Source organism: Enterobacter sp. C4G1 (assembly GCF_052886895.1).
This window is the reverse complement of the sequence record NZ_JBQVVV010000001.1, coordinates 2717953-2741409: the sequence shown is the minus strand read 5'-3', so window position 1 is coordinate 2741409 and position 23457 is coordinate 2717953. Positions and strand designations below refer to the sequence as shown.

The following is a 23457-nucleotide window of genomic DNA, read 5'->3' as shown; positions in this document are numbered from 1 at the left end:
TTTATGCGCCGTTTTTCAGAGACTCAAGGTACTCCCAGCGCTCAAATGCTTCTTCCAGTTCCTGTTCAGCACTGGAGAGGTCAGCCAATATTTTCTGAGTATAGTCGTGCGACTGCGTAAAGAATGAAGCATCAGCAACCTGAATTTGCAGAGCCTCAAGAGCGCCTTCAAGCTCTTCAAGACGTTTAGGCAGGCCTTCCAGCTCGCGTTGCAGGTTATAACTTAGTTTAGCTGATGTTTTCTTAGCTGTTTCTGCTTTTGTTACAGTAGGTTCCGCACCATTTTTGAACTTTGATTGTTTTTGCGCCAGCGATTGTGTTTGCTGCCCGCGCGCGTCGTGATAACCGCCCACATACTGCCCAATACGGCCTCCACCTTCGAAGATCCAGCACTCAGTCACGGTATTATCGACGAACTGACGATCGTGGCTCACCAGCATCACCGTGCCCTGATAACCATCAATCAGCTCTTCCAGTAATTCCAGCGTTTCGACATCCAGATCGTTGGTCGGTTCATCGAGAATCAACAGGTTACTTGGCTTCAGGAACAGACGCGCCAACAGCAGGCGATTTCGCTCACCGCCGGACAGCGCGCGCACTGGTGTCATCGCGCGTTTAGGGTGGAACAGGAAGTCCTGCAAATACCCCAGGACATGGCGCGGTTTGCCGTTAACCATCACCTCTTGCTTGCCTTCCGCGAGGTTATCCATCACCGTCCTGTCCGGGTCCAGCTCCGCACGGTGCTGGTCGAAGTAAGCCACTTCGAGCTTCGTCCCGCAGTGAACGCGACCGCTGTCGGCCTGTAACTGACCCAGCATCAGCTTAAGCAGCGTGGTTTTACCACAGCCGTTCGGGCCGATAAGGGCAATTTTGTCGCCACGTTGCACCTGGGCAGAAAAGTCTTTCACCAGCACTTTGCCGTCAACCTGGTAATTAACATCTTCCATCTCAAAGACGATTTTACCCGAGCGAGAAGCCTCCTCGACCTGCATCTTCGCGCTGCCCATCACTTCACGACGGGCGCTACGCTCATTACGCATCGCTTTCAGGGCACGCACGCGGCCTTCGTTACGGGTACGACGCGCCTTGATGCCCTGACGGATCCAGACCTCTTCCTGCGCAAGTTTGCGATCGAACTCGGCATTTTGCAGCTCTTCGACGCGCAGGTTTTCTTCTTTTTCCAGCAGATAGGTATCGTAATCGCCAGGGTAAGTCACCAGCTTGCCGCGATCGAGATCGACAATACGGGTTGCCATATTGCGAATAAACGAACGGTCGTGCGAGATGAAAATAATGGTGCCGTTAAAGGTTTTCAGGAATCCTTCCAGCCAGTCAATAGCTTCGATATCCAGGTGGTTCGTCGGTTCGTCCAGCAGCAGTACTTTTGGACCACTGACCAGCGCACGTCCGAGCGCCGCTTTACGCAGCCAGCCGCCGGAAAGTGACGCCAGCTCCATATCTGCATCCAGACCTAATTGATCCAGCACTTCAGTGATACGGCTTTCAAGCTGCCACAGGCCGTGATGATCCAGCAGCTCCTGTAAGCGAGCCATCTCATTGAGGTTTTTTTCACTTGGATCGGTCATCACCAGATGTGAAATTTCGTGATAACCCTTCAGGTATTCAGCCTGCTCAGAAATCCCTTCCGCAACGAAATCATAAACGGTACCCGCCACGTTACGTGGGGGATCCTGTTGTAAGCGGGAAACAATCAGATCCTGTTCGTAAACAATACGCCCATCGTCCAGACCCTGTTCACGGTTGAGGATCTTCATCAGCGTCGATTTACCCGCGCCGTTGCGGCCTACCAGACAGACGCGTTCGTTGTCTTCAATATGCAGTTCAGTATCATCGAGAAGTGGCGCATCGCTGAAGGACAGCCAGGCGCCATGCATGCTAATAAGTGACATTTGTTTTTCCTTTAGACCGCGGAGATAAGCCAGCAGTTATGAATTTGACGGTTACGGGCAAAGTCCTGAGACAGCGTTTTTTGGCTGATTTCTTGTGCTTTCAGTCCCAGAGCGGTCAGGCCGTCGTGATCCATGCGGAATCCGCGTTTGTTGTTCGAGAACATAATGGTACCGCCTTTACGCAACAGGCGTTTCAGGTCGGTCATCAGGCGCAGGTGATCGCGTTGAACATCAAAGCTATCCTCCATGCGCTTGGAGTTGGAGAAGGTCGGTGGATCGATAAAGATCAGGTCGAACTGTTCATCCGTATCACGCAGCCAGCCCAGCACGTCGGCCTGCATCAGGCGATGCTGGCGTCCGGTCAGCCCGTTAAGGCGCAGGTTACGTTCCGCCCACTCCAGATAAGTACGGGACATATCTACTGTGGTGGTGCTACGCGCACCACCGAGCCCCGCGTGGACGCTGGCGCTGCCGGTGTAGGAGAACAGATTCAGGAAGTCTTTGCCCTTGCTCATTTGCCCTAACATGCGACGGGCAATACGGTGATCAAGGAACAGGCCGGTATCGAGGTAATCGGTCAGGTTAACCCACAGGCGAGCGTTATATTCGCCCACTTCAATAAAGTCGCCCTTCTCATTCATCTTCTGGTACTGGTTTTTACCTTTCTGACGTTCACGGGTTTTCAGCACCAGTTTATTCGGCGTGATACCCAGCACGGCGATGGTTGCCGCGATCACATCCAGCATACGCTGACGCGCTTTTTGCGCATCGATGGTTTTCGGTGGTGCATATTCCTGAATCACGACCCAGTCCGCATAGCGGTCGACGGCCACGTTATATTCCGGCAGGTCAGCGTCATACAGGCGATAGCATTCGATACCTTCCTGTTTCGCCCATTTTTCATATTTCTTCAGGTTCTTGCGCAGACGGTTGGCGTAATCTTCCGCCACACCAGAAGGCTTGCTGTCGGCGGATTTCTCTGCAAGATGGTAGTTTTTCTGCACGCAGTCCAGCGGGCCGTTTTTCGCTTTAAACTGGCGGTCGGCACGCAATTGCAGGCAGCTTAGCAATTCCGGTGAGGCGCTGAACAGCGACAGGTTCCAGCCACCGAAATAGTCTTTCATATTGCGACCCAGCAGGCTGTGCAGCGCAATCAGTGCGGGTTCGCTGTCAAGACGCTCACCGTATGGCGGGTTGCTGATAACCGTACCGTATGGGCCTTTCGGCAGCGGATTGGTCAGGTTAGCAACGTCTTTCACTTCAAAGGTCACCAGATCACCGATACCCGCGCGACGGGCGTTGCTGCGCGCACGCTCAATTACGCGAGAGTCGCTGTCCGAGCCGTAGAAATGGGAAGTGTAGTCAGCCAGGCCTTTACGCGCACGCGTCTGGGCTTCGGCCTTCACCTCTTTCCAGATTTCTTCATCGTGCTGCGCCCAACCTTTGAATCCCCAATAGCCGCGGTGCAGCCCCGGCGCGCGGTCAGTTGCCAGCATCGCGGCTTCAATCAGCAGCGTACCGGAACCACACATCGGGTCGAGCAGCGGTGTGCCTGGCTGCCAGCCGGAACGCATCACAATAGCAGCGGCCAGAGTTTCTTTGATCGGTGCCATACCGGTGCGGTCGCGATAGCCGCGCAGGTGCAGACCCGCCCCGCTCAGATCAAGGGAAATGCTGGCGGTATCGCCATTGAGCCACACGTTGATACGCAGGTCGGGATTTTCACGATCGACGTTCGGGCGTTCCTTATTTTTACGCGTAAAGCAGTCCACTATGGCGTCTTTTACGCGCAGCGCGCCGTACTGGCTGTTGCGGATCTCATCGTTCACACCATTGAAGTGCACCGCAAAGGTCGCATCAGGGGTGAAGATCTCTGTCCAGTCGATCATCTGTACACCGGTATAGAGATCAAGGTCGCTATAGACCTTGCACTCTTTCATCGGCAGCATGATGCGCGACGCCAGACGGCTCCACATCAGGCTCTGGTAAATAAGCCGCGTGTCGCCCTCAAAATGGACACCACCCTGAACGACCTGGCACTCCTGTGCGCCGAGGGATTCCAGTTCAGTTTTTAACAGCTCTTCCAGCCCACGGGCCGTACTGGCAAACAGAGAATTCATATCGTCACTTTTACTCATAGAAAATTGTCGCGCATTATAGCTAATATGGCGTGTATGTCCTAAAGTTGAAGGCTTATTTTCATTTCAGGGAGTGTGCAGTGGCGACTTTATCCAGGCTTTTTATTCATCCGGTAAAATCGATGCGCGGCATCGGCGTTTCTCACGCGCTGGCCGACATGAGCGGATTTGCCTTCGATCGTATTTTTATGGTCACCGAGCCTGACGGTACATTTATTACTGCACGCCAGTTCCCGCAAATGGTTCGTTTTACCCCTTCACCTCTGCATGACGGTTTACACCTGACCGCACCAGACGGCTCAAGCGTCGTCATCCGGTTCAGTGATTTTGCGCCTGTTGATGCCCCAACGGAAGTGTGGGGGAATCATTTTACCGCGCGTATCGCCCCGGATGAAATAAACCGCTGGCTCAGTGGTTTCTTCGCACGTGATGTGCAGCTGCGTTGGGTAGGGCCTGAGCTGACGCGCAGGGTCAAGCGCCATGACGCCGTCCCGCTTTCCTTCGCTGATGGTTTCCCGTTTTTGCTTACCAACGAAGCATCGCTTCGGGATTTGCAGAGCCGCTGTAAAGCCAGTGTCCAGATGGAGCAGTTCCGCCCGAATCTGGTTGTTACTGGTACAGAGGCCTGGGAGGAAGACACCTGGAAAGTGATCCGCATCGGGAGCGTGATTTTTGATGTAGTGAAACCCTGTAGCCGCTGCATCTTTACCACCGTTAGCCCGGAAAAAGGACAAAAACACCCTTCCGGCGAGCCGCTGAAAACCCTTCAGTCGTTCCGCACCGCGCAGGATAATGGCGATGTTGATTTCGGGCAGAACTTAATCCCTCGCTCCAGCGGCGTGATCCGCGTGGGCGATGAGATAGAAATTCTCGCGCGCGGGCCGGCCAAAGTGTATGGCTCAGGCCAGGAAGAAGAGTTTGTTGATGTCGAAATGGAACCCACTTCAGTGGTGGATATTCAGTGGCAAGGGCAAGTCATCCGGGGCAACAACCAGCAGGTTTTACTTGAACAGCTGGAACAAGCGGGAATACGCGTTCCCTACTCGTGCCGCGCCGGGATTTGCGGGTGCTGTCGCATCAGGCTGGTAGAAGGTGAAGTGAGTGCGCTGAAAAAATCGGCCATCGGGGATGACGGCACCATTTTGTGTTGCAGCTGTATTCCGAAAACGTCGATACAGCTGGAAGCTTAAACGGCCTGCTCGAGGCTGAAGGTATCAACACGCAGTTGGGGTTTCAGCCTGTCGTTCATCACTTTGATTGCGTCACCTAGTTGCATCATCCGCCCGGCGATTGTCACGCCGGGTTGCGCCAGTAAACAGAGCGCGGCATTTTCGCCAGGCTCTACCACCAGCAAACTCACCTCTTCGGCGGTATCGCTAAGATTGACGCTGGCGGCGTCCCCGGTGACTGGCTCCCAGCTCATGCCATGCGCCTGAAAATGCCAGCTTTTTGGCATCTGCGGTTTCAGAAAACGGATTGCGACCAGCGCGTTTAATACCAGCTCAGCGCGCTGCTCTTTAGAGAGTTCCAGGTCGCGGCATTTCTCTTCAAACGAGAAATAGAGTGCGGCATCGTCAACGCAAAAACCTGACGGCGCGAAAGCATCAGGGGTCAGCATTCGGCGGGCAAAACGAGAGCGAAACAACATACCATTGGCTAAATCGAGCATCATGCGGTCATGCTCATCGCAAAAATACCAGCGCCAGTTATCGTCAGGTTTAATTCGCATTTTTCTCTCCCGTCCCCAAACGCCCTGTTCTAAAAATGTCCTGATTGTGGCTTCGTTTATAACATCAATAATAAAAGACCATAATGTTTAAATAAGCAACAATGACGGAATATAAAACAACCAGGGCTGGAAATAAAGCCCTGGTTGTCTGATAAGGGAGAAAAGATTAGATGTGAGTAACGATTTCTTTAATCAACTGTGGGCCTTTAAAAATAAAGCCGGAATAAATTTGCACGATAGTCGCACCTGCCGCTATCTTCTCGCGCGCTGCGATGACAGAGTCGATACCACCCACACCAATAATTGGCAGACGTCCGTTTAATTCGGCTGACAAGGCACGAATAATTTCGGTGCTTTTTAATTGTACCGGACGGCCACTTAAGCCACCGGCCTCGTCACAGTTTTTCATTCCCTGAACCAGAGAACGATCGAGCGTAGTATTGGTTGCAATCACACCATCAATATTATGGCGAACTAAACTGTCAGCAACCTGGATCAATTCTTCGGGAGAAAGATCCGGGGCGATCTTAACCGCGACTGGCACATATTTATGGTGGATCGCCTGCAACTCATTTTGCTTATTTTTAATGGCACTAAGCAGGTCGTCAAGCGCTTCGCCATATTGTAAAGAACGCAGCCCCGGGGTATTTGGTGAAGAAATGTTCACCGCGATATAACCGGCGTAGGCATAGACTTTTTCCATACAAATCAGATAGTCATCTTTACCTTGCTCAACTGGCGTATCTTTATTTTTGCCAATATTGATGCCTAATACACCGTCAAAATGCGATTTTTTGACGTTCTCGACCAGATGATCAACACCAAGGTTATTAAAGCCCATACGGTTGATCAGCCCCTCGGCAGCGACCAGGCGGAACAGGCGCGGTTTATCGTTACCCGGCTGTGGGCGCGGCGTCACCGTCCCGATTTCAATGGAGCCAAACCCCATCGCACCGAGGGCATCAATACACTCGCCATTTTTGTCCAGCCCGGCCGCCAGGCCCAGTGGGTTCTTGAAGGTCAGTCCCATGCACTGCACAGGTTTTTCCGGCACGTTCTGACGCACCAGTGCTTCCAGTGGCGTACCGGTAATACGGCGTAATTGCTGGAATGTAAATTCATGAGCGCGCTCAGGATCGAGCTGGAAAAGGGCTTTACGAACGAAGGGGTAGTACATGAACTCTCCTGGATTCCCGGTGTGCAAACCGGGAGGGGATTATGTGCGATCCTGCCCGGAAAGGGAATTGACCTGCGGCAAAAAAAACGCGCAAAACGCAATCGTTTCCCTCGCAGCACACTTCTTATGCAGTTTATGGCATTTAAATTGCGGATAAATCATTTAGTGGAATAACCCCTCGGTGTCACACTCCTGAAAATTGTTATGAATGTTAGATAAAAGCAAACAATTAGTTACAAGGAGCAAACATGCGTGTCATTACCCTGGCAGGAAGTCCACGTTTCCCTTCGCGCTCCAGTGCGCTACTGGAATATGCCCGCGAAAAGTTGAATAGCCTGGATATCGAAGTGTGCCACTGGAATCTGCACAACTTCGCCCCGGAAGACCTGCTTTATGCCCGCTTTGACAGCCCGGCGCTCAAAACTCTGATCGAACAGCTCAAAGGCGCAGACGGTTTAATTGTGGCAACGCCAATATATAAAGCCTCTTTTTCTGGCGCCCTGAAAACGTTACTCGACCTGCTGCCAGAACGCGCGCTGGACGGCAAAGTGGTGCTACCACTGGCGACAGGCGGTACGGTTGCACATTTGCTGGCGGTTGATTACGCCCTGAAACCGGTACTGAGTGCGTTAAAAGCACAGGAGATCCTGCACGGCGTCTTTGCTGATGATTCTCAGGTTATCGACTATCAGCACAAACCGCACTTCACGCCGAATCTGCAAACCCGCCTGGACAGCGCGCTGGAAACCTTCTGGCAGGCCCTGCACCGCCGCGATGTACAGGTACCTGCATTTAGCCTGCCGCAAGGAGTTGCTCATGTTTAAACACTTAACCCGCATAGGACTGGCTGGGTTGCTGACCCTCTCTGCACTGGCTCACTCGGCGGAAACTGCGCCGGAGAGTCTGCGCATTGGTTATCAGAAAGGCAGCGTCAGTATGGTGCTGGCGAAAAGTCATCAGTTGCTGGAAAAACGCTTCCCGAACACAACCTTCTCCTGGGTGGAATTCCCGGCCGGGCCACAGATGCTGGAAGCCCTTAACGTGGGCAGTATCGATCTGGGCAGTACCGGCGATATTCCGCCTATTTTCGCGCAGGCTGCCGGTGCGGACCTGGTGTATGTCGGTGTAGAGCCGCCCAAGCCGAAAGCGGAAGTGATTCTGGTACCAGAAAATAGCGCCATTAAGAACGTTGCTGAACTTAAAGGTCACAAAGTGGCGTTCCAGAAAGGTTCCAGCTCGCATAACCTGCTGCTACGCGCATTGCAGGAGGCCGGGCTTAAATTCACCGACATTCAACCGGTTTATCTGACTCCTGCCGATGCCCGCGCGGCGTTCCAGCAGGGCAACGTTGATGCATGGGCAATCTGGGATCCGTATTATTCTGCGGCGTTACTTCAGGGTGGCGTGCGGGTGCTTAAAGACGGCAGCACGCTGAAACAGACCGGATCGTTCTATCTTGCCGCGCGTCCATATGCGGAAAAGAACGGTGCTTTTGTTCAGGGTGTTCTCGACACCTTTACCCAGGCGGATGCACTGACGCAAAGCCAGCGCCAGGAAAGTATCACGTTGCTGGCCAAAACCATGGGATTGCCTGAACCGGTTATTGCCAGCTACCTGGATCACCGTCCACCCACCACCATTAAGCCTGTCGACGCACACGTGGCAGCGCTTCAGCAACAAACCGCCGATCTCTTTTATCAAAACCACCTTGCTCCAAAACAGGTGAATATACGCGATCGCATCTGGCAACCCACTGCTACACAAGGAACGAAATCATGAGTCTGAATCTTTTCTGGTTTTTACCCACCCATGGTGATGGACACTATCTTGGTACAGAAGAGGGTTCCCGCCCGGTCGATCACGGCTATTTGCAGCAGATAGCCCAGGCAGCAGATCGTATCGGTTTTACCGGTGTGCTGATCCCTACCGGGCGTTCCTGTGAAGATGCCTGGCTGGTGGCCGCGTCGATGATCCCAGTGACTCAGCGTTTGAAATTCCTGGTCGCGCTGCGCCCGAGCGTGGTCTCCCCTACCGTGGCAGCACGTCAGGCCGCCACGCTGGACAGACTTTCCAATGGGCGCGCCCTGTTTAACCTGGTGACCGGAAGCGATCCGCAGGAGCTGGCGGGTGATGGCGTTTTTCTGGATCACACTGAACGTTATGAAGCCTCGGCGGAATTTACCCACGTATGGCGACGCCTGCTGGAAGGGGATACCGTCACCTATGACGGCAAACATGTTCACGTTCGGGATGCGAAACTCTATTTCCCGCCGGTGCAGCAGCCGCGCCCACCGCTCTATTTTGGCGGTTCTTCCGATGTCGCGCAGGATCTGGCCGCCGAACAGGTCGATCTCTATCTGACCTGGGGCGAGCCACCAGAGCTGGTTAAAGAAAAAATAGCTCAGGTGCGCGCCAAAGCGGCGGCGCATGGTCGCAAAGTGCGTTTTGGTATTCGCCTGCACGTAATTGTGCGCGAAACGAATGCAGAAGCCTGGCGGGCAGCCGACCGGCTGATCTCGCATCTGGATGAGGACACCATCGCCAGAGCGCAGGCTGCCTTCGCCAAAACGGATTCCGTGGGCCAGCACCGGATGGCATCTTTGCATAACGGCAAGCGCGAAAATCTGGAGATTAGCCCCAATCTGTGGGCGGGAGTGGGCCTGGTTCGCGGCGGCGCAGGTACCGCGCTGGTAGGCGATGGCCCGACCGTCGCGGCACGCATCAATGAGTATGCTGAACTGGGTATCGACAGCTTTATTCTCTCCGGTTATCCGCATCTGGAAGAGGCATACAAAGTGGGCGAGTTGTTATTCCCGCATCTGGATGTCGCCATCCCGGAAATTCCGCAGCCTCGCCCGCTCCAGCTTCAGGGCGAAGCGGTCGCCAATGAGTTTATTCCGCGAAAAGCTGCGCAAAGCTAAGGAGCGCCGATGTCTGTTACTGCACAAAAATGGCTGCTGCGTGCCGCTCCCTGGTTTTTGCCCGTCGGCATTGTGGCGCTCTGGCAACTGGCCTCTACAACCGGCTGGTTATCGAGCCGCATTTTGCCCTCCCCGGAGGGCGTCGTAGAAGCGTTCTGGTCACTCAGCGTGAGTGGCGAACTGTGGCAACACCTGGCTATCAGCTCCTGGCGTGCGGTGATTGGCTTTTCGATTGGCGGGAGCATCGGCCTGACGCTCGGGCTGATCAGCGGGTTGTCTCGCTGGGGCGAGCGTTTGCTGGATACCTCAATCCAGATGCTGCGTAACGTGCCGCATCTGGCCTTGATCCCACTGGTTATTTTGTGGTTTGGCATTGATGAAAGCGCCAAGATTTTTCTTGTCGCGCTGGGGACGCTGTTCCCGATTTACATTAATACCTGGCACGGTATCCGCAATATCGATCGTGGGCTGGTGGAGATGGCACGCAGCTATGGTTTATCCGGTTTTGCCCTGTTTATCCATGTGATCCTTCCAGGTGCCCTGCCCTCCATTATGGTGGGCGTGCGCTTTGCGCTCGGGCTGATGTGGCTGACGCTAATTGTGGCGGAAACCATCTCGGCCAACTCTGGTATCGGTTATCTGGCGATGAACGCCCGTGAATTTCTGCAAACAGACGTGGTGGTGGTTGCCATCATTCTTTATGCCCTGCTCGGCAAGCTTGCCGACGTCAGCGCCCAGTGGCTTGAACGTAGCTGGTTGCGCTGGAATCCGGCCTATAACACTCAGGAGGCAAACGCATGAATACTGCCCGACTGAACCAGGGAACACCGCTGTTGCTCAGCGGTGTGACGAAACGCTACGGCGAAAACACAATTCTTAACGCACTGGATCTGCATATCCCCGCCGGGCAATTTGTGGCGGTTGTGGGGCGCAGCGGCGGAGGGAAAAGTACGCTGCTGCGGCTGTTAGCCGGGCTGGAAGCGCCCAACGGCGGCAAGCTGTTGGCCGGAAATACCCCGCTTGCCGATATTCAGGATGATACCCGCATGATGTTCCAGGATGCGCGTCTGCTGCCGTGGAAAACGGTTATCGACAACGTCGGGCTGGGTCTGAAAGGTAGCTGGCGGGATGAAGCAAGACAGGCGCTGGCCGCCGTTGGGCTGAAAAATCGCGCGGGTGAGTGGCCGGCGGCTTTGTCAGGTGGGCAGAAACAGCGCGTGGCGCTGGCCAGAGCACTGATTCACCGCCCCGGCCTGCTGCTGCTTGATGAACCGCTCGGCGCACTGGATGCCCTGACCCGTATCGAAATGCAGGATTTGATTGTCTCTTTATGGCAGGAGCACGGGTTTACGGTCTTGCTGGTGACGCATGACGTCAGCGAAGCCGTGGCAATGGCTGACCGTGTGCTGCTGATAGAAGAGGGAAAAATTGGGCTGGATCTGACGGTGGATATTCCGCGACCGCGTCGCGTGGGGTCAGCAAGACTGGCGGAGCTGGAAGCAGAAGTACTGGAACGGGTGATGAAGCGTGGGGGAACTGAGTTAGCGCGAAGAAAGGCTAATGCCTGATGCCCTCACCCCAGCCCTCTCCCACCGGGAGAGGGCTGGTTATCTTTTATATCAAGCCAAGGCCTTAGCAATCTTCTCGTACAGATCGCCAGACAGATTTTCCAGCCCTTTCAGCTGCTCAAGCGCGGCGCGCATTTTCGCCTGGCGCTTCGCATCGTAGCGTTTCAGGCGGATCAGCGGCTCAATCAGACGTGACGCCACCTGCGGGTTACGGCTGTTCAGCTCGGTCAACATCTCTACCATGAACTGATAACCGCTGCCGTCTTCGGCGTGGAAGGCTGCCGGGTTGCTGCTGGCGAACGCACCAATCAGCGAACGGACGCGGTTCGGGTTGCTCATGGTGAAAGAGCGGTGTTTCAGCAGGCTGCGAACGGTGTTCAGTGCATCAGACGCCGGGCTTGTGGACTGAAGGATGAACCATTTGTCCATCACCAGACCATCCTGATGCCACTTGTCGTCGTATTCCTGCATCAGCGCATCACGGCACGGCAGTTCTGCGGCAACGCTTGACGCCAGGGCAGCCAGGGCATCAGTCATGTTGTCAGCTTCATGATACTGTTTGCTCACCAGGGTGTTCGCCAGTTCGACTTCACCGAAGGCCAGGTAACGCAGGCAGGTATTACGCAGCGAACGCTTGCCAATGTCGTCATGTTCCACACGATATTCAGCCAGTTTATTCGCGTTATAGACCGCCAGGAATTCGTCTGCCAGCTCAGCGGCCAAGGTACGGGTCAGCGCCTCACGAACGGCCACGATCGCAATCGGATCGATAATCTCGAACAGCTCAGCGATTTCACCTGCCGATGGTAAGGTCAGAATTTCCGCAGCCAGCGCTGGGTCAATTTTCTCATCCAGCAGAACCGCGCGGAAGGCGTCGGCCACATGCACCGGCAGCGACAACGGCTGGCCCTGCTGATGGCGGTTCACGTTCAGCTTGATGTAGGTTGCCAGCAGGCTTTGCGCCGCATCCCAGCGGGAGAAGTCGTTGCGTGCATGACGCATCAGGAACGTCAGCTGCTGATCGCTCCATTTATACTCCAGCTTCACTGGCGCGGAGAATTCACACAGCAGCGCCGGAACTGGCTGGAAGTAGACGTTATCGAAGATAAAGGTCTGCTCAGGCTGCGTCACATTCAGTACGGAATGCACCGGGTGCCCGCCCTTCTGCAATGGGATCACTTTGCCTTCGTTATCATACAGTTCAATGCTGAACGGGATATGCAGCGGATGTTTCTCTTCCTGCTCAGCCGTTGGCGGCGTGCGCTGGCTGATGGTCAGCGTGTACTGTTCGGTTTCCGGGTTGTAATCGTCTTTGACGGTCACAATCGGCGTACCGGCCTGGCTGTACCAGCGGCGGAAATGGGACAGATCAACGTTAGAGGCATCTTCCATCGCCTGGACAAAATCGTCACAGGTAGCGGCGCTGCCGTCGTGGCGTTCGAAGTAGAGCTGCATCCCTTTCTGGAAGTTATCTTCACCCAGCAGGGTGTGGATCATACGGATAATTTCAGAACCTTTTTCATACACCGTCAGGGTGTAGAAGTTGTTCATTTCAATCACTTTATCCGGGCGGATCGGGTGTGCCATTGGGCTGGCATCTTCTGCAAATTGCAGGCCGCGCATGGTGCGCACGTTGTTGATGCGGTTAACCGCGCGTGAACCCAGGTCAGAGCTGAACTCCTGGTCGCGGAAGACAGTTAAACCCTCTTTCAGGCTCAACTGGAACCAGTCGCGGCAGGTGACACGGTTACCGGTCCAGTTGTGGAAGTACTCATGACCAATCACGCGTTCGATATCGAGATAATCTTTATCGGTTGCGGTATCGGTACGCGCCAGCACGTATTTGGAGTTAAAGATATTCAGACCTTTATTCTCCATCGCGCCCATATTAAAGAAGTCGACGGCAACGATCATATAGATGTCGAGATCGTATTCGAGGCCAAAGCGCTCTTCGTCCCACTTCATCGAGTTGATAAGCGAAGTCATCGCCCACGGCGCGCGGTCAAGGTTGCCACGGTCAACAAACAGCTCCAGCGCTACATCGCGGCCAGAACGGGTTTTGAAGGTATCGCGCAGGACGTCGAAATCCCCCGCGACCAGCGCAAACAGGTAGCATGGTTTCGGGAATGGATCCTGCCACTGCACCCAGTGACGGCCGTTTTCCAGCTCGCCTTCACCCACGCGATTACCGTTAGAGAGCAGGAACGGATAAAGGGTTTTATCGGCGATAATTTTGGTCGTAAAGCGCGCCAGCACGTCCGGGCGGTCCAGATACCAGGTGATGTGACGGAAACCTTCCGCTTCGCACTGCGTACACAGCGCCACGCCCGACTGGTAAAGCCCTTCCAGCGCGGTATTGGCCGCAGGGCTGATCTCATTCACGATGCGCAGCGTAAAATGTTCCGGCAGGTTGTTAATGACCAACTGGTTGCCTTCTTCTTTATAGTCAGTCCAGGCTTCGTCATTAATATGCAGGGATACCAGCGTCAGGTCTTCACCATCAAGACGCAGCGGTACTGCGGTCGCGCTTTGGCGCGTGACCTGGCTTACCGCCGTTACCACGGTTTTATTGGCATCCAGGTCAAAAGTCAGATCGATATCGCTAATCAGGTAATCCGGCGCACGATAGTCGTGGCGGTATTTGGCTTGTGGCTGTTGTGTCATAGAAAACCTTATGCATCGTTTGTCGAGTAACGATTCAATATATTCCTGTTGTGTAAAACGCGCTATGCAGAATGTTTATCTTTTCAGGTGCAAAGCCCTTTTTTGCTACATTTTTATAACACGGGGCACGAAATGCCCTCGACCATAACTACAGCTTATGTTGTGATCGGGGTTCAATAAATCGCTAAACAAGGTATACTCCAGCGGTTTCTGTAGTTGTTTATTGTACTAAACGCTCCTGTGAGAGGATGCTACTGCGCACCTATGACTCAATTCGCTTCTCCTGTTCTGCATACGTTGCTGGATACCGATGCGTATAAACTGCATATGCAGCAAGCCGTTTTCCACCATTATTATGATGTTCATGTTGCGGCGGAGTTTCGCTGCCGGGGCGACGACTTGCTGGGTATCTACGCAGATTCCATTCGTGAACAGGTCGATGCTATGCAGCATCTGGCTCTGCGGGACGATGAATACCAGTGGCTTTCTGGCCTCCCCTTCTTCAAAGCCGACTATCTGAACTGGCTGCGTGATTTCCGCTATAACCCGGCGCAGGTGACTGTCACCAACGATAACGGTAAGCTGAACATCCGCCTGGAAGGCCCATGGCGTGAAGTGATTATGTGGGAAGTGCCGCTGCTGGCAGTGATCAGTGAGCTCGCCCACCGCTACCGCTCGCCCGAAACAGGCGTTGAACAGGCCGTCGCGTCGCTGGAAAACAAACTCGTTGAGTTCTCGCAGCTGACTGAAGGGCTGGATATGTCCCGCTTCCGCCTGATGGATTTTGGTACGCGCCGTCGTTTCTCCCGCGAAGTGCAGCAGGCCATCGTTAAGCGTTTGCAACAGGAGTCCTGGTTCGTTGGCACCAGTAATTACGATCTGGCACGCCGCCTGAATCTGACGCCGATGGGTACCCAGGCGCACGAATGGTTCCAGGCACATCAACAGATTAGCCCGGACCTGGCTACCAGCCAGCGTGCTGCACTGGCGGCATGGCTGGAAGAGTATCCAGACCAGCTGGGGATCGCGTTGACCGACTGCATTACGATGGATGCCTTCCTGCGCGATTTTGGGCCAGAATTTGCTACGCGCTACCAGGGCTTACGCCATGATTCCGGGGATCCGGTGGAATGGGGTGAGAAGGCCATTGCCCATTACGAAAAACTGGGTATCGACCCGATGAGCAAGGTATTGGTCTTTTCCGATAATCTGGATTTAGCCAAAGCGGTCGAGCTTTATCGTCATTTTTCTTCCAGGGTTAACCTGAGCTTCGGTATTGGCACCCGTTTAACCTGTGACATTCCCCAGGTGAAACCTCTGAACATTGTCATTAAACTGGTGGAATGTAACGGCAAGCCGGTAGCGAAACTCTCCGACAGCCCGGGCAAAACCATCTGTCACGACAAGGCATTTGTGCGTGCGTTGCGTGAGGCCTTCGACCTACCCGTGATTAAAAAGGCCAGTTGATTCCTCAAAAAAAAGCGCCCATTACAGGCGCTTTTTTTATTCCTCTTTTACTTACTGCGGCAACCGGGTTCTGATAACTTCGGCAAAATATTCCGCGCCAGTGAGTAAAATCTCGTCATTGAAGTCATAGCAGGCATTGTGAAGCGGCATATTTCCCCGTGGATCCGATGCATCGCCGTTTCCTAAAAAAATAAAGCAACCGGGGATTTTTTGCAGGAAAGCGCCAAAATCCTCTGAGATCATCATCTGCGCAACATTACCCTCAACACGCTCTGCGCCCACAACGTTTACCGCCGCATTCACAGCCACATCCACACATTGCTGCCAGTTCACCGTCGGCGCAAATTCATGGGTGTAGCTAAACTCGCATTGCGCACCATTCATTGCACAAATGGCTTCACTGAGGGTGCGCATCCGCTCTTCCAGCAGAGCCTGTACGTCTGCTGAATAACTGCGCGTATCGCCCTTGATTTCAACATGAGTCGGGATCGCATTACGAATACCGTCGGTATGCAGCTCTGTACACGAGATAACGGCCGGGACGTTCGGGTCAACATTACGCGAAACAATGGTTTGCAGCGCCAGAATGATCTCCGCGGCAATCACCAGCGGATCTTTCGCCATATGCGGCCGGGCAGCATGTGCGCCCTGCCCCTTAATGCGAATAATAAAGTTGTCTTCGCTGGCCATAATGCCGTCCACCCGTGTGGCGATGGTACCGGCTTTCATACCCGGCATATTATGAAGGCCGTAGATCTCCTCAATGCCAAAGCGCTCAATGAGGCCATCATCCATCATTGCCTTCGCACCATAGCCAGGCTCTTCGGCAGGCTGGAAAACAAAGCAGACAGTACCGTTAAAATTCTGCCGCTGTAGCAGCAATTGCGCCGCACCCAGCGCAATACAGGTATGGCCGTCATGTCCGCAACCATGCATCCGCTCAGCGGTGTCAGAACGATAAGACAGCTCGCCCTGCTCCGTCAGTTGAATGGCGTCGATGTCAGCACGGATCGCGATGACGCCCTGACCGTCACCGCATCTGAGCACACCCACCAACCCGGTCCGGCCAATATTGCGATGGACCTCAATCCCCATCGCCTCGAGTTTTTCGGCGATAAACTGCGCGGTTTTTACCTCTTCAAAGGCGCTTTCCGGGTTGGCATGGAGATGATGACGCCATGCAATGAGCTGCTGTTTTAGCTGTTCCTGATCCATACATTACTCCTGTAAAGGTTATGCCGTGCGCTGTGCGCGTTGTAATACCACCTGTAGCAGCACGTTCGCGCCAGCGATCAGGTCTTTAGCTTCACTGTGTTCTTTAACGTTATGGCTGATGCCGTCAACGCAGGGGACGAAAATCATCCCGGAGGGGCAAACGGAGGCCATAAACTGTGCATCGTGCCCTGCGCCGCTCGGCAGGCGGCGCCAGCTCAGCGCCTGGCGTCTGGCCTCGCCTTCCACGGCATTCACAATTTCATCAGCAAAAATGACCGGATTAAACCGCACCAGCGAACGGCTGGTTATCGCAACGCCCTCTTCTTGCGCCGTTTTCGCGACAAACTCGGCGAGCCGTTTTTCCGCCAACGCTAAGATGTTGTTATCCGTATTGCGTAAATCCACTGACATCACCACATGGTTAGGGATGACGTTAATCAGATTGGGTTTGACACTGATGTGCCCTACGGTTGAAACCTGATCGCCACCGAGGCTCAGTGCCAGTTCGCGGGCATAAACGGCGATTTTCGCTGCTGCCAGTCCGGCATCACGACGCATGGACATCGGTGTGGTGCCCGCGTGATTAGACACACCGGTCAGCGTCAGTTCCTGCCACGAAATCCCCTGCACACCGGTGACCACACCAATATGAATGCCCTCCTTATCAAGGATAGGTCCCTGCTCAATATGCAGTTCCACGTAGCTATCTACCGACAGATCGCCAGGCTCACGTTCACCTTTATAGCCAATTTCACGTAATGCCTCGTCAAGCGTCACGCCATCGCGGTCTTTGGCCGCCAGGGCCTGCTCAAGAGGATACTCACCTGCAAAAACAACGCTGCCCATCATATCGGGCTGGAAGCGCACACCTTCCTCATTAGTAAAGAAGGTGACGGCCAGCGGACGCCGGGGGCGGATCCCAGCCTCCTGAAGCGTGGCAATCACTTCCAGCCCGGCCATCACGCCATAGTTTCCGTCGTATAGTCCGCCAGTGCCGACGGTATCAATGTGCGACCCCATCATCACCACCGGTAATTCCTCTTCCCCGGCATAGATACCTGTGACGTTACCGATAGCATCAATACTGACCGCCAGGCCCAGGGCTTTCATTCTGGACACAACAAAGTCCCTGCCGACTTTATCTTCTGGCGTTGCCGCAAGGCGGCAGACGCCACCGCCTTCCAGCGCGCCGCATTCGCCGAGTGCGAACAGAGAATCGATAAGCCGCTGGCCGTTAATGTGCAGATAATGACTCATAAAACATCTCGCTATTCATTGTGGTTACTTGAACATGCCGTAAAAAATGGCAGATACGGTAATCAGCCCAATCAGGGTGATAAAGATGTTGCTGGCTTTTCCGCGATACGGAGCCAGCACCGGTAATTTATGGATTGCGTACATCGGCAACAGCAGCAGGATCGCTGCCCCCGTCGGGCCGCTAATGCACTCAATAATTCCGAGGATGCTTGGGTTTTTATAGGCGGCGAACCAGCATGTCAGGATCATAAAAATCAGGACAACGGTGTTCACCGAGCGGATATCTGGCTTTTTACCTTTCGTGGCCGCCGCCTCAACGATCACATCTCGCAGCGACTCATAGGCACCGATGTAGTGCCCCAGAAAGGATTTGGTAATGGCGACAAAAGCGATAACCGGCGAGAGCCAGGCGATAACGGGCGTATCAAACTGATTGGCGAGATATGACAGAATAGAGAGATTCTGCGCCCTGGCCTCTGCCAGTTGCTGAGGTGACAGGCTTAGCACACAGCTCAGAACGAAAAACAACACGACTACCGTCATCAACAGCACGCCGTAACGCTGGATCTGACCGCATTTCCGCTCTGCAAGCGCCAGGCCGTAGCGCTGTTTCTGGCGTACAACCATCGGCGAAATAATCGGGTAGTGATTGAACGACATCACCAGCACCGGGAAGGTCATCCACAGCGTCAGTAAAATGCCATGGCCCTCCCCCATAGCGCTTAGGCTAACGGTGTCCAGGATCGCGCCGTTCCAGTGCGGTATCAAAAACAGCGCCATAAATATCAGCGAGATAATAAAAGGATAAACCAGGGTGCTCATCACCCGCATGATCAGCCGCTGTCCCATTCGAACAATCAACATCAGCCCGAGAATAAGCACAATGGACACAAGCGCCCGCGGGGGTTCCGCCATCCCGAGCTGGTGAGTGATAAAGCTCAGTGCCGTATTGGTAAGCGCCACCGCATACATAATCAAAATGGTATACACGGCGAAGAAATAGATGACGGTAAACACCTTCCCCGCCAGCGCGCCGAATTGCTCTCCAATAACATCGGTAATGCTGCTTTCGGGCGTGTTTGACGCATAAATGAATCGCGCCAGCCCACGGTGAGCAAGCCAGGTAATCGGAAACGCGAGGGCAAAAACGATAAGCAGTGGCCAAAAACCGCCGATCCCGGCATTAATTGGCAGAAACAGCACGCCGGCACCAATGGCCGTCCCGAACAGGCCCAGAACCCATACGGTATCTTCGTTATGCCATTTTTCGGCGTCGCAATATTCTCTTTCTGTAACAGCATTTTCAGTATTCATCGGTCATGTTCTCTCTTTGCATTTCGCGTTATCGCGTATGTTTTATTGTCAGAACGCGTGTCATACCGAGGGCGTGTAGGGTAGGTAAGATTGCCCTCTTGTTATTGCCGTTAGCGGTTAGCCATTACGACCAAACCAGACGATGTCTTCATAGACATCCGGGGATGTGTCTCCTTCGGTGCTGATAAGCAGGACATGGGCATCCGCATTCAGGCGCAGTGATTCGGCCAGCTCACGGTATTCAGGCCGGGTCATGAGCGCATAAAGCACACCCGTACCAATGGCCCCGGACTCGCCAGAGATAAAGGGTTCGTCTGTTCGCGGACGTGGCGCGGCCAGCAAACGCATCCCGTTGGCGGCAAGATGGTCGTCAGCGGAGATAAAACAGGTGGCATGGTCACGTAGCATCGGCCAGCTGGTGATGTTGGGTTCACCGCAGGCAAGCCCGGCCATCAGGGTCGACATGTCACCGCCGACACTGTGCGGTTGCCCGTCGTTGATGGTTGCCGAGCGGTACAGGCAGTTCGCTTTATGCGGTTCGACAATGACGATGGTCGGCGCCAGGTGCTGCATTTTTTCGACAAAATAACCCATGATGCTGCCCGCGAAAGATCCAACACCCGCCTGCAAAAAGAGATGCGTCGGTCGTGAGGCTCCGCTCTGCGCCAACTGCTCCCAGGCTTCAACGGCGAGGGTCATATAGCCTTGCATAATCCAGGTTGGGATCTGTTCGTAGCCCTGCCAGGCGGTATCCTGGAGCAATACCCAGCCCTGCTCTTTGGCCATTTTATTGGCCAGCCGCACGGTATTGTCATAGTTCAGTTCGGTTATGGTGCACTCGGCGCCGTGTTGACGAATATTCTGTGCCCGCACCAGCGATGATCCTTTCGGCATATAGACCACTGCCCGCAGCCCAAGCTGCTCCGCCGCCCAGGCCACACCGCGCCCGTGATTGCCATCAGTGGCCGTCACAAACACGATATCTTTGATGCGCGCTTTCATTTCCGGTGAATTCAGGTCGGCAAAGCTCAATGTATTAATATCGCGCCCAAGCTGGCTGGCGAGATATTTCCCCATGGCATAAGAGCCGCCCAGCCCCTTGAAGGCATTCAGGCCAAATCGCTGTGCTTCGTCCTTAATATGCAGCGATCCCAGTCCCAGCCGCTGGCTTAAAAAGCTCAGCTTACGCAGTGGTGTCACCCGGTAGTCAGGGAATTTCTGATGAAATGCCAGCACCTCATTGCCAGTGCGCTCATTGAGCAAGGAGAGGTCTGCGCCCTGTCCGTAGGGCTGGCGCCTGGCATTAAGTTGATATTTAATCGTGTCCGTCATAAATGCACCTTTATATCCCTATCGTCCTGAGACGATGAATTAATCCACGACCCACTCCACCCAATTTCAGGCGCAGAGATCCGCGCGGCCAGTTAAGAAATGGTCGAATAAACGTGTTCAGATAATGGTGGGGTGACTTCCTGGAGCGATTTAACGCTTTCCCACTGCCTGAGATGGTACACTGCGCCCGACGATTAAATGGCGCAAAATTGTCCGGCAATACGCAACTTTCACCCTCATTTACCATTTTGTTGCAACAAAATTGCATTAGTGAGGCCGATCACATGCTTTCAGGGCCGCAAATAGAATGAAACTGGACACCTGGGATAAGAAAATCCTCACGCTGGTACAGCGTAATCATCGCCTTTCACAACGGGAAATCGCCGATCGTGTCAGCCTGTCACCTTCGGCGGTCAATCGGCGGATAGCGGCGCTGGAAGAGGCCGGCATCATTAAAAATACGGTCAGTGTGGTCGACGCCAGTAAGGTAGGCCGTCCGATCACCATCATGGTTCAGGTCACCATTGAGAATGAACGACTCGACCTGCTGGAGGAAGACAAGCAACGGTTTGTTAGCTGTGCTCAGGTACAGCAGGTCTACTACGTTACCGGGGATTTCGATTTCCTGTTGGTGATGAACGTCCGCGATATGGCGGAGTATGAGGCCCTGACCCGGGAACTGTTTTTCGCATCCGGGAATATAAAGTCCTTTCGCACCATCGTATCGATGCAAAATGCGAAGCAGGAAATGACGGTGGTCATCGAGTAATGTGCGTGAAAGGCTGGGATGAAAGGAAAGCGGCGGGCCCGCGACACAATTATTTCCGATTTCTTCTCTTTTGACTGCGAAATCTGCTTGTCTGATGGCAGATGCCAGGTAACATAGATATCCCCCCCATAAGGGTGGACAAGTGTCTATTTTTTCCGACTATTAACAGAGAGAATATTATGAGCGTTGTGCCTGTAGCCGACGTACTCCAGGGCCGCGTCGCCGTTGACCAAGAAGTCACCGTGCGCGGATGGGTGCGTACTCGCCGAGATTCTAAAGCTGGCATCTCCTTCCTTGCCGTCTATGACGGTTCCTGCTTTGATCCTGTACAGGCCGTCATTAATAATTCTCTGCCCAATTACAATGATGACGTCCTGCACCTGACCACAGGTTGCTCCGTTATCGTGACAGGCGTTGTGGTTGCCTCTCCGGGTCAGGGCCAGAGCTTTGAAATCCAGGCCTCTGCCATTGAAGTGACCGGCTGGGTTGAAGACCCGGATACTTATCCGATGGCGGCAAAACGCCACAGCATCGAGTATCTGCGTGAAGTGGCGCACCTGCGTCCGCGTACCAACCTGATTGGTGCGGTTGCTCGTGTTCGTCATACGCTGGCGCAAGCGCTCCATCGTTTCTTTGACGAGCAGGGTTACTTCTGGGTCTCTACCCCGCTGATTACTGCCTCCGATACCGAAGGCGCAGGCGAGATGTTCCGCGTATCCACGCTGGATATGGAAAACCTGCCACGAACGCCTGAAGGCAAAATCGATTACGACAAAGATTTCTTCGGCAAAGAGGCCTTCCTGACGGTGTCCGGCCAGCTCAACGGCGAAACTTACGCCTGTGCGCTGTCTAAGATCTACACCTTCGGCCCAACCTTCCGTGCGGAAAACTCCAACACCAGCCGTCACCTGGCGGAATTCTGGATGCTGGAGCCAGAAGTGGCGTTTGCTGACCTGAACGATGTTGCGGGTCTGGCAGAAGCGATGCTGAAGTACGTGTTCAAAGCGGTTCTGGAAGAACGCGCTGACGACATGAAATTCTTCGCCGAGCGTGTGGATAACGACGCTGTTGCCCGTCTGGAGCGTTTTGTTTCGGCTGACTTCGCGCAGGTGGATTACACCGACGCGGTTGCCATCCTCGAAAAATGCGGCGAGACGTTCGAGAACCCGGTTTACTGGGGCGTCGATCTCTCTTCCGAGCATGAGCGTTACCTGGCAGAGAAGCACTTCAAAGCACCGGTAGTTGTTAAAAACTATCCGAAAGACATTAAGGCCTTCTACATGCGCCTTAACGAAGACGGTAAAACCGTTGCTGCGATGGACGTGCTGGCACCGGGCATCGGTGAAATCATCGGTGGCTCTCAGCGTGAAGAGCGTCTGGACGTGCTGGATGCCCGTATGGAAGAGATGGGCCTGAACCCGGCTGATTACAGCTGGTATCGCGACCTGCGTCGTTACGGTACCGTGCCTCACTCAGGTTTCGGTCTGGGCTTCGAGCGTCTGATCGCTTACGTGACCGGCGTTCAGAACGTGCGTGACGTGATTCCATTCCCGCGTACCCCGCGTAACGCAAGCTTCTAATTCCGCGTTAATTAAAATGGCCAGCAATTGCTGGCCATTATTTTATTCTGCTTTGTCAGTTTTCGTCAGTTGAAAGTCAGCATCTTTAAACTACAACCCCGTCATAACCTCTACCTGTTACGTTTTGTTTCCACGAAATATCTGTGAACAAAAAATAAACCACACTCTTATTGCGCTTAATGCATTTCTGATGCTTTAGCACAAATTTCAACCACATTTACAGCCATCCAGAAGGCTGATAGCGGTCATAAGAAAAAACGAGTCGTTTAACTTCTGTTTATATGAATTGCCTTTATCCAAATTAAGCATAAGCAATTCATATACATAGGAATGAACCAGGCTTTTAATTAGCCAATCAGTTCTGAAATTTGAGGTGGTTCACAAAGTTCCTTAAAATACACAAACTCTTACACATTA

18 protein-coding genes are annotated in these 23457 nt (G+C 53.8%); 9 read left to right on the top strand and 9 right to left on the bottom strand.

Translation table 11 applies throughout. The features are described 5' to 3' along the window. Position 1 precedes the first annotated feature (1 nt). Positions 2 to 1909, bottom strand: coding sequence for an ABC transporter ATP-binding protein (locus ACT9TW_RS13115; protein ID WP_446492609.1), 1908 nt, complete (start codon positions 1907 to 1909; stop codon positions 2 to 4). An 11-nt stretch (positions 1910 to 1920) separates the two neighbouring features. Beyond that, positions 1921 to 4029 carry a bifunctional 23S rRNA (guanine(2069)-N(7))-methyltransferase RlmK/23S rRNA (guanine(2445)-N(2))-methyltransferase RlmL gene (rlmKL, locus tag ACT9TW_RS13110; RefSeq protein WP_182063545.1) on the bottom strand — a complete coding sequence of 703 codons (2109 nt, stop codon included), beginning with the start codon at positions 4027 to 4029 and terminating at the stop codon, positions 1921 to 1923. Between the two features lie 98 nt (positions 4030 to 4127). On the opposite strand from rlmKL, the gene ACT9TW_RS13105 reads away from it, so the two are divergent. Further along, positions 4128 to 5237: a YcbX family protein gene (locus ACT9TW_RS13105; protein WP_182060331.1), complete on the top strand. Its 1110-nt coding sequence runs from the start codon at positions 4128 to 4130 to the stop codon at positions 5235 to 5237. Here ACT9TW_RS13105 and zapC read toward each other — a convergent pair. Further along, positions 5234 to 5776 carry a cell division protein ZapC gene (gene zapC, locus ACT9TW_RS13100; protein WP_182060330.1) on the bottom strand — a complete coding sequence of 181 codons (543 nt, stop codon included), beginning with the start codon at positions 5774 to 5776 and terminating at the stop codon, positions 5234 to 5236. The genes ACT9TW_RS13105 and zapC overlap by 4 nt on opposite strands. A gap of 166 nt (positions 5777 to 5942) precedes the next feature. Continuing rightward, positions 5943 to 6953: a quinone-dependent dihydroorotate dehydrogenase gene (gene pyrD / locus ACT9TW_RS13095; protein ID WP_182060329.1), complete on the bottom strand. Its 1011-nt coding sequence runs from the start codon at positions 6951 to 6953 to the stop codon at positions 5943 to 5945. Between the two features lie 248 nt (positions 6954 to 7201). On the opposite strand from pyrD, the gene ssuE reads away from it, so the two are divergent. From ssuE to ssuB, 5 genes are read left to right on the top strand one after another with little or no spacing between them, the layout of a single operon-like run. Further along, on the top strand, positions 7202 to 7777 hold the full coding sequence (gene ssuE, locus ACT9TW_RS13090; protein WP_446492608.1) for an NADPH-dependent FMN reductase: 576 nt from the start codon (positions 7202 to 7204) through the stop codon (positions 7775 to 7777). Further along, a complete protein-coding gene (locus ACT9TW_RS13085) occupies positions 7770 to 8732 on the top strand; it encodes an aliphatic sulfonate ABC transporter substrate-binding protein (RefSeq protein WP_446492607.1) in 963 nt (320 codons plus the stop codon). The genes ssuE and ACT9TW_RS13085 overlap by 8 nt, the downstream gene beginning before the upstream one ends. Then, on the top strand, positions 8729 to 9874 hold the full coding sequence (gene ssuD / locus ACT9TW_RS13080; protein WP_446492606.1) for an FMNH2-dependent alkanesulfonate monooxygenase: 1146 nt from the start codon (positions 8729 to 8731) through the stop codon (positions 9872 to 9874). The genes ACT9TW_RS13085 and ssuD overlap by 4 nt, the downstream gene beginning before the upstream one ends. A 9-nt stretch (positions 9875 to 9883) precedes the next feature. Beyond that, complete coding sequence (gene ssuC, locus ACT9TW_RS13075; RefSeq protein WP_315688246.1) at positions 9884 to 10675, top strand: aliphatic sulfonate ABC transporter permease SsuC; 792 nt, start codon at positions 9884 to 9886, stop codon at positions 10673 to 10675. After that, positions 10672 to 11442: an aliphatic sulfonates ABC transporter ATP-binding protein gene (gene ssuB, locus ACT9TW_RS13070; RefSeq protein ID WP_446492605.1), complete on the top strand. Its 771-nt coding sequence runs from the start codon at positions 10672 to 10674 to the stop codon at positions 11440 to 11442. The genes ssuC and ssuB overlap by 4 nt, the downstream gene beginning before the upstream one ends. A 51-nt stretch (positions 11443 to 11493) precedes the next feature. Here ssuB and pepN read toward each other — a convergent pair whose 3' ends face one another. Beyond that, positions 11494 to 14106: an aminopeptidase N gene (gene pepN / locus ACT9TW_RS13065; RefSeq protein ID WP_446492604.1), complete on the bottom strand. Its 2613-nt coding sequence runs from the start codon at positions 14104 to 14106 to the stop codon at positions 11494 to 11496. Positions 14107 to 14370: 264 nt separating this feature from the next. Here pepN and pncB point away from each other — a divergent pair, with 264 nt between their 5' ends. Then, positions 14371 to 15573, top strand: a complete 1203-nt coding sequence (pncB, locus tag ACT9TW_RS13060; protein WP_446492603.1) for a nicotinate phosphoribosyltransferase — start codon at positions 14371 to 14373, stop codon at positions 15571 to 15573. 51 nt (positions 15574 to 15624) lie between these two features. Here pncB and ACT9TW_RS13055 read toward each other — a convergent pair whose 3' ends face one another. The 4 genes from ACT9TW_RS13055 to dpaL all read right to left on the bottom strand — a co-directional run bounded on the left by ACT9TW_RS13055 (position 15625) and on the right by dpaL (position 20691). After that, complete coding sequence (locus ACT9TW_RS13055; RefSeq protein WP_446492602.1) at positions 15625 to 16788, bottom strand: M20 aminoacylase family protein; 1164 nt, start codon at positions 16786 to 16788, stop codon at positions 15625 to 15627. 18 nt (positions 16789 to 16806) lie between these two features. Further along, complete coding sequence (locus ACT9TW_RS13050) at positions 16807 to 18045, bottom strand: Zn-dependent hydrolase (RefSeq protein WP_446492601.1); 1239 nt, start codon at positions 18043 to 18045, stop codon at positions 16807 to 16809. A gap of 24 nt (positions 18046 to 18069) precedes the next feature. Further along, positions 18070 to 19359, bottom strand: a complete 1290-nt coding sequence (locus ACT9TW_RS13045; RefSeq protein WP_446492600.1) for an amino acid permease — start codon at positions 19357 to 19359, stop codon at positions 18070 to 18072. A gap of 117 nt (positions 19360 to 19476) precedes the next feature. Further along, positions 19477 to 20691 (bottom strand): diaminopropionate ammonia-lyase, encoded by a 1215-nt coding sequence (dpaL, locus tag ACT9TW_RS13040; protein WP_446492599.1) that lies wholly within the window; start codon positions 20689 to 20691, stop codon positions 19477 to 19479. Positions 20692 to 20998: 307 nt separating this feature from the next. Here dpaL and ACT9TW_RS13035 point away from each other — a divergent pair, with 307 nt between their 5' ends. Together ACT9TW_RS13035 and asnS are read left to right on the top strand one after the other, a co-directional pair. Continuing rightward, positions 20999 to 21460: an Lrp/AsnC family transcriptional regulator gene (locus ACT9TW_RS13035; RefSeq protein WP_446492598.1), complete on the top strand. Its 462-nt coding sequence runs from the start codon at positions 20999 to 21001 to the stop codon at positions 21458 to 21460. Between the two features lie 179 nt (positions 21461 to 21639). Next, positions 21640 to 23040 (top strand): asparagine--tRNA ligase, encoded by a 1401-nt coding sequence (asnS, locus tag ACT9TW_RS13030; RefSeq protein ID WP_436353430.1) that lies wholly within the window; start codon positions 21640 to 21642, stop codon positions 23038 to 23040. Positions 23041 to 23457: the final 417 nt, after the last annotated feature.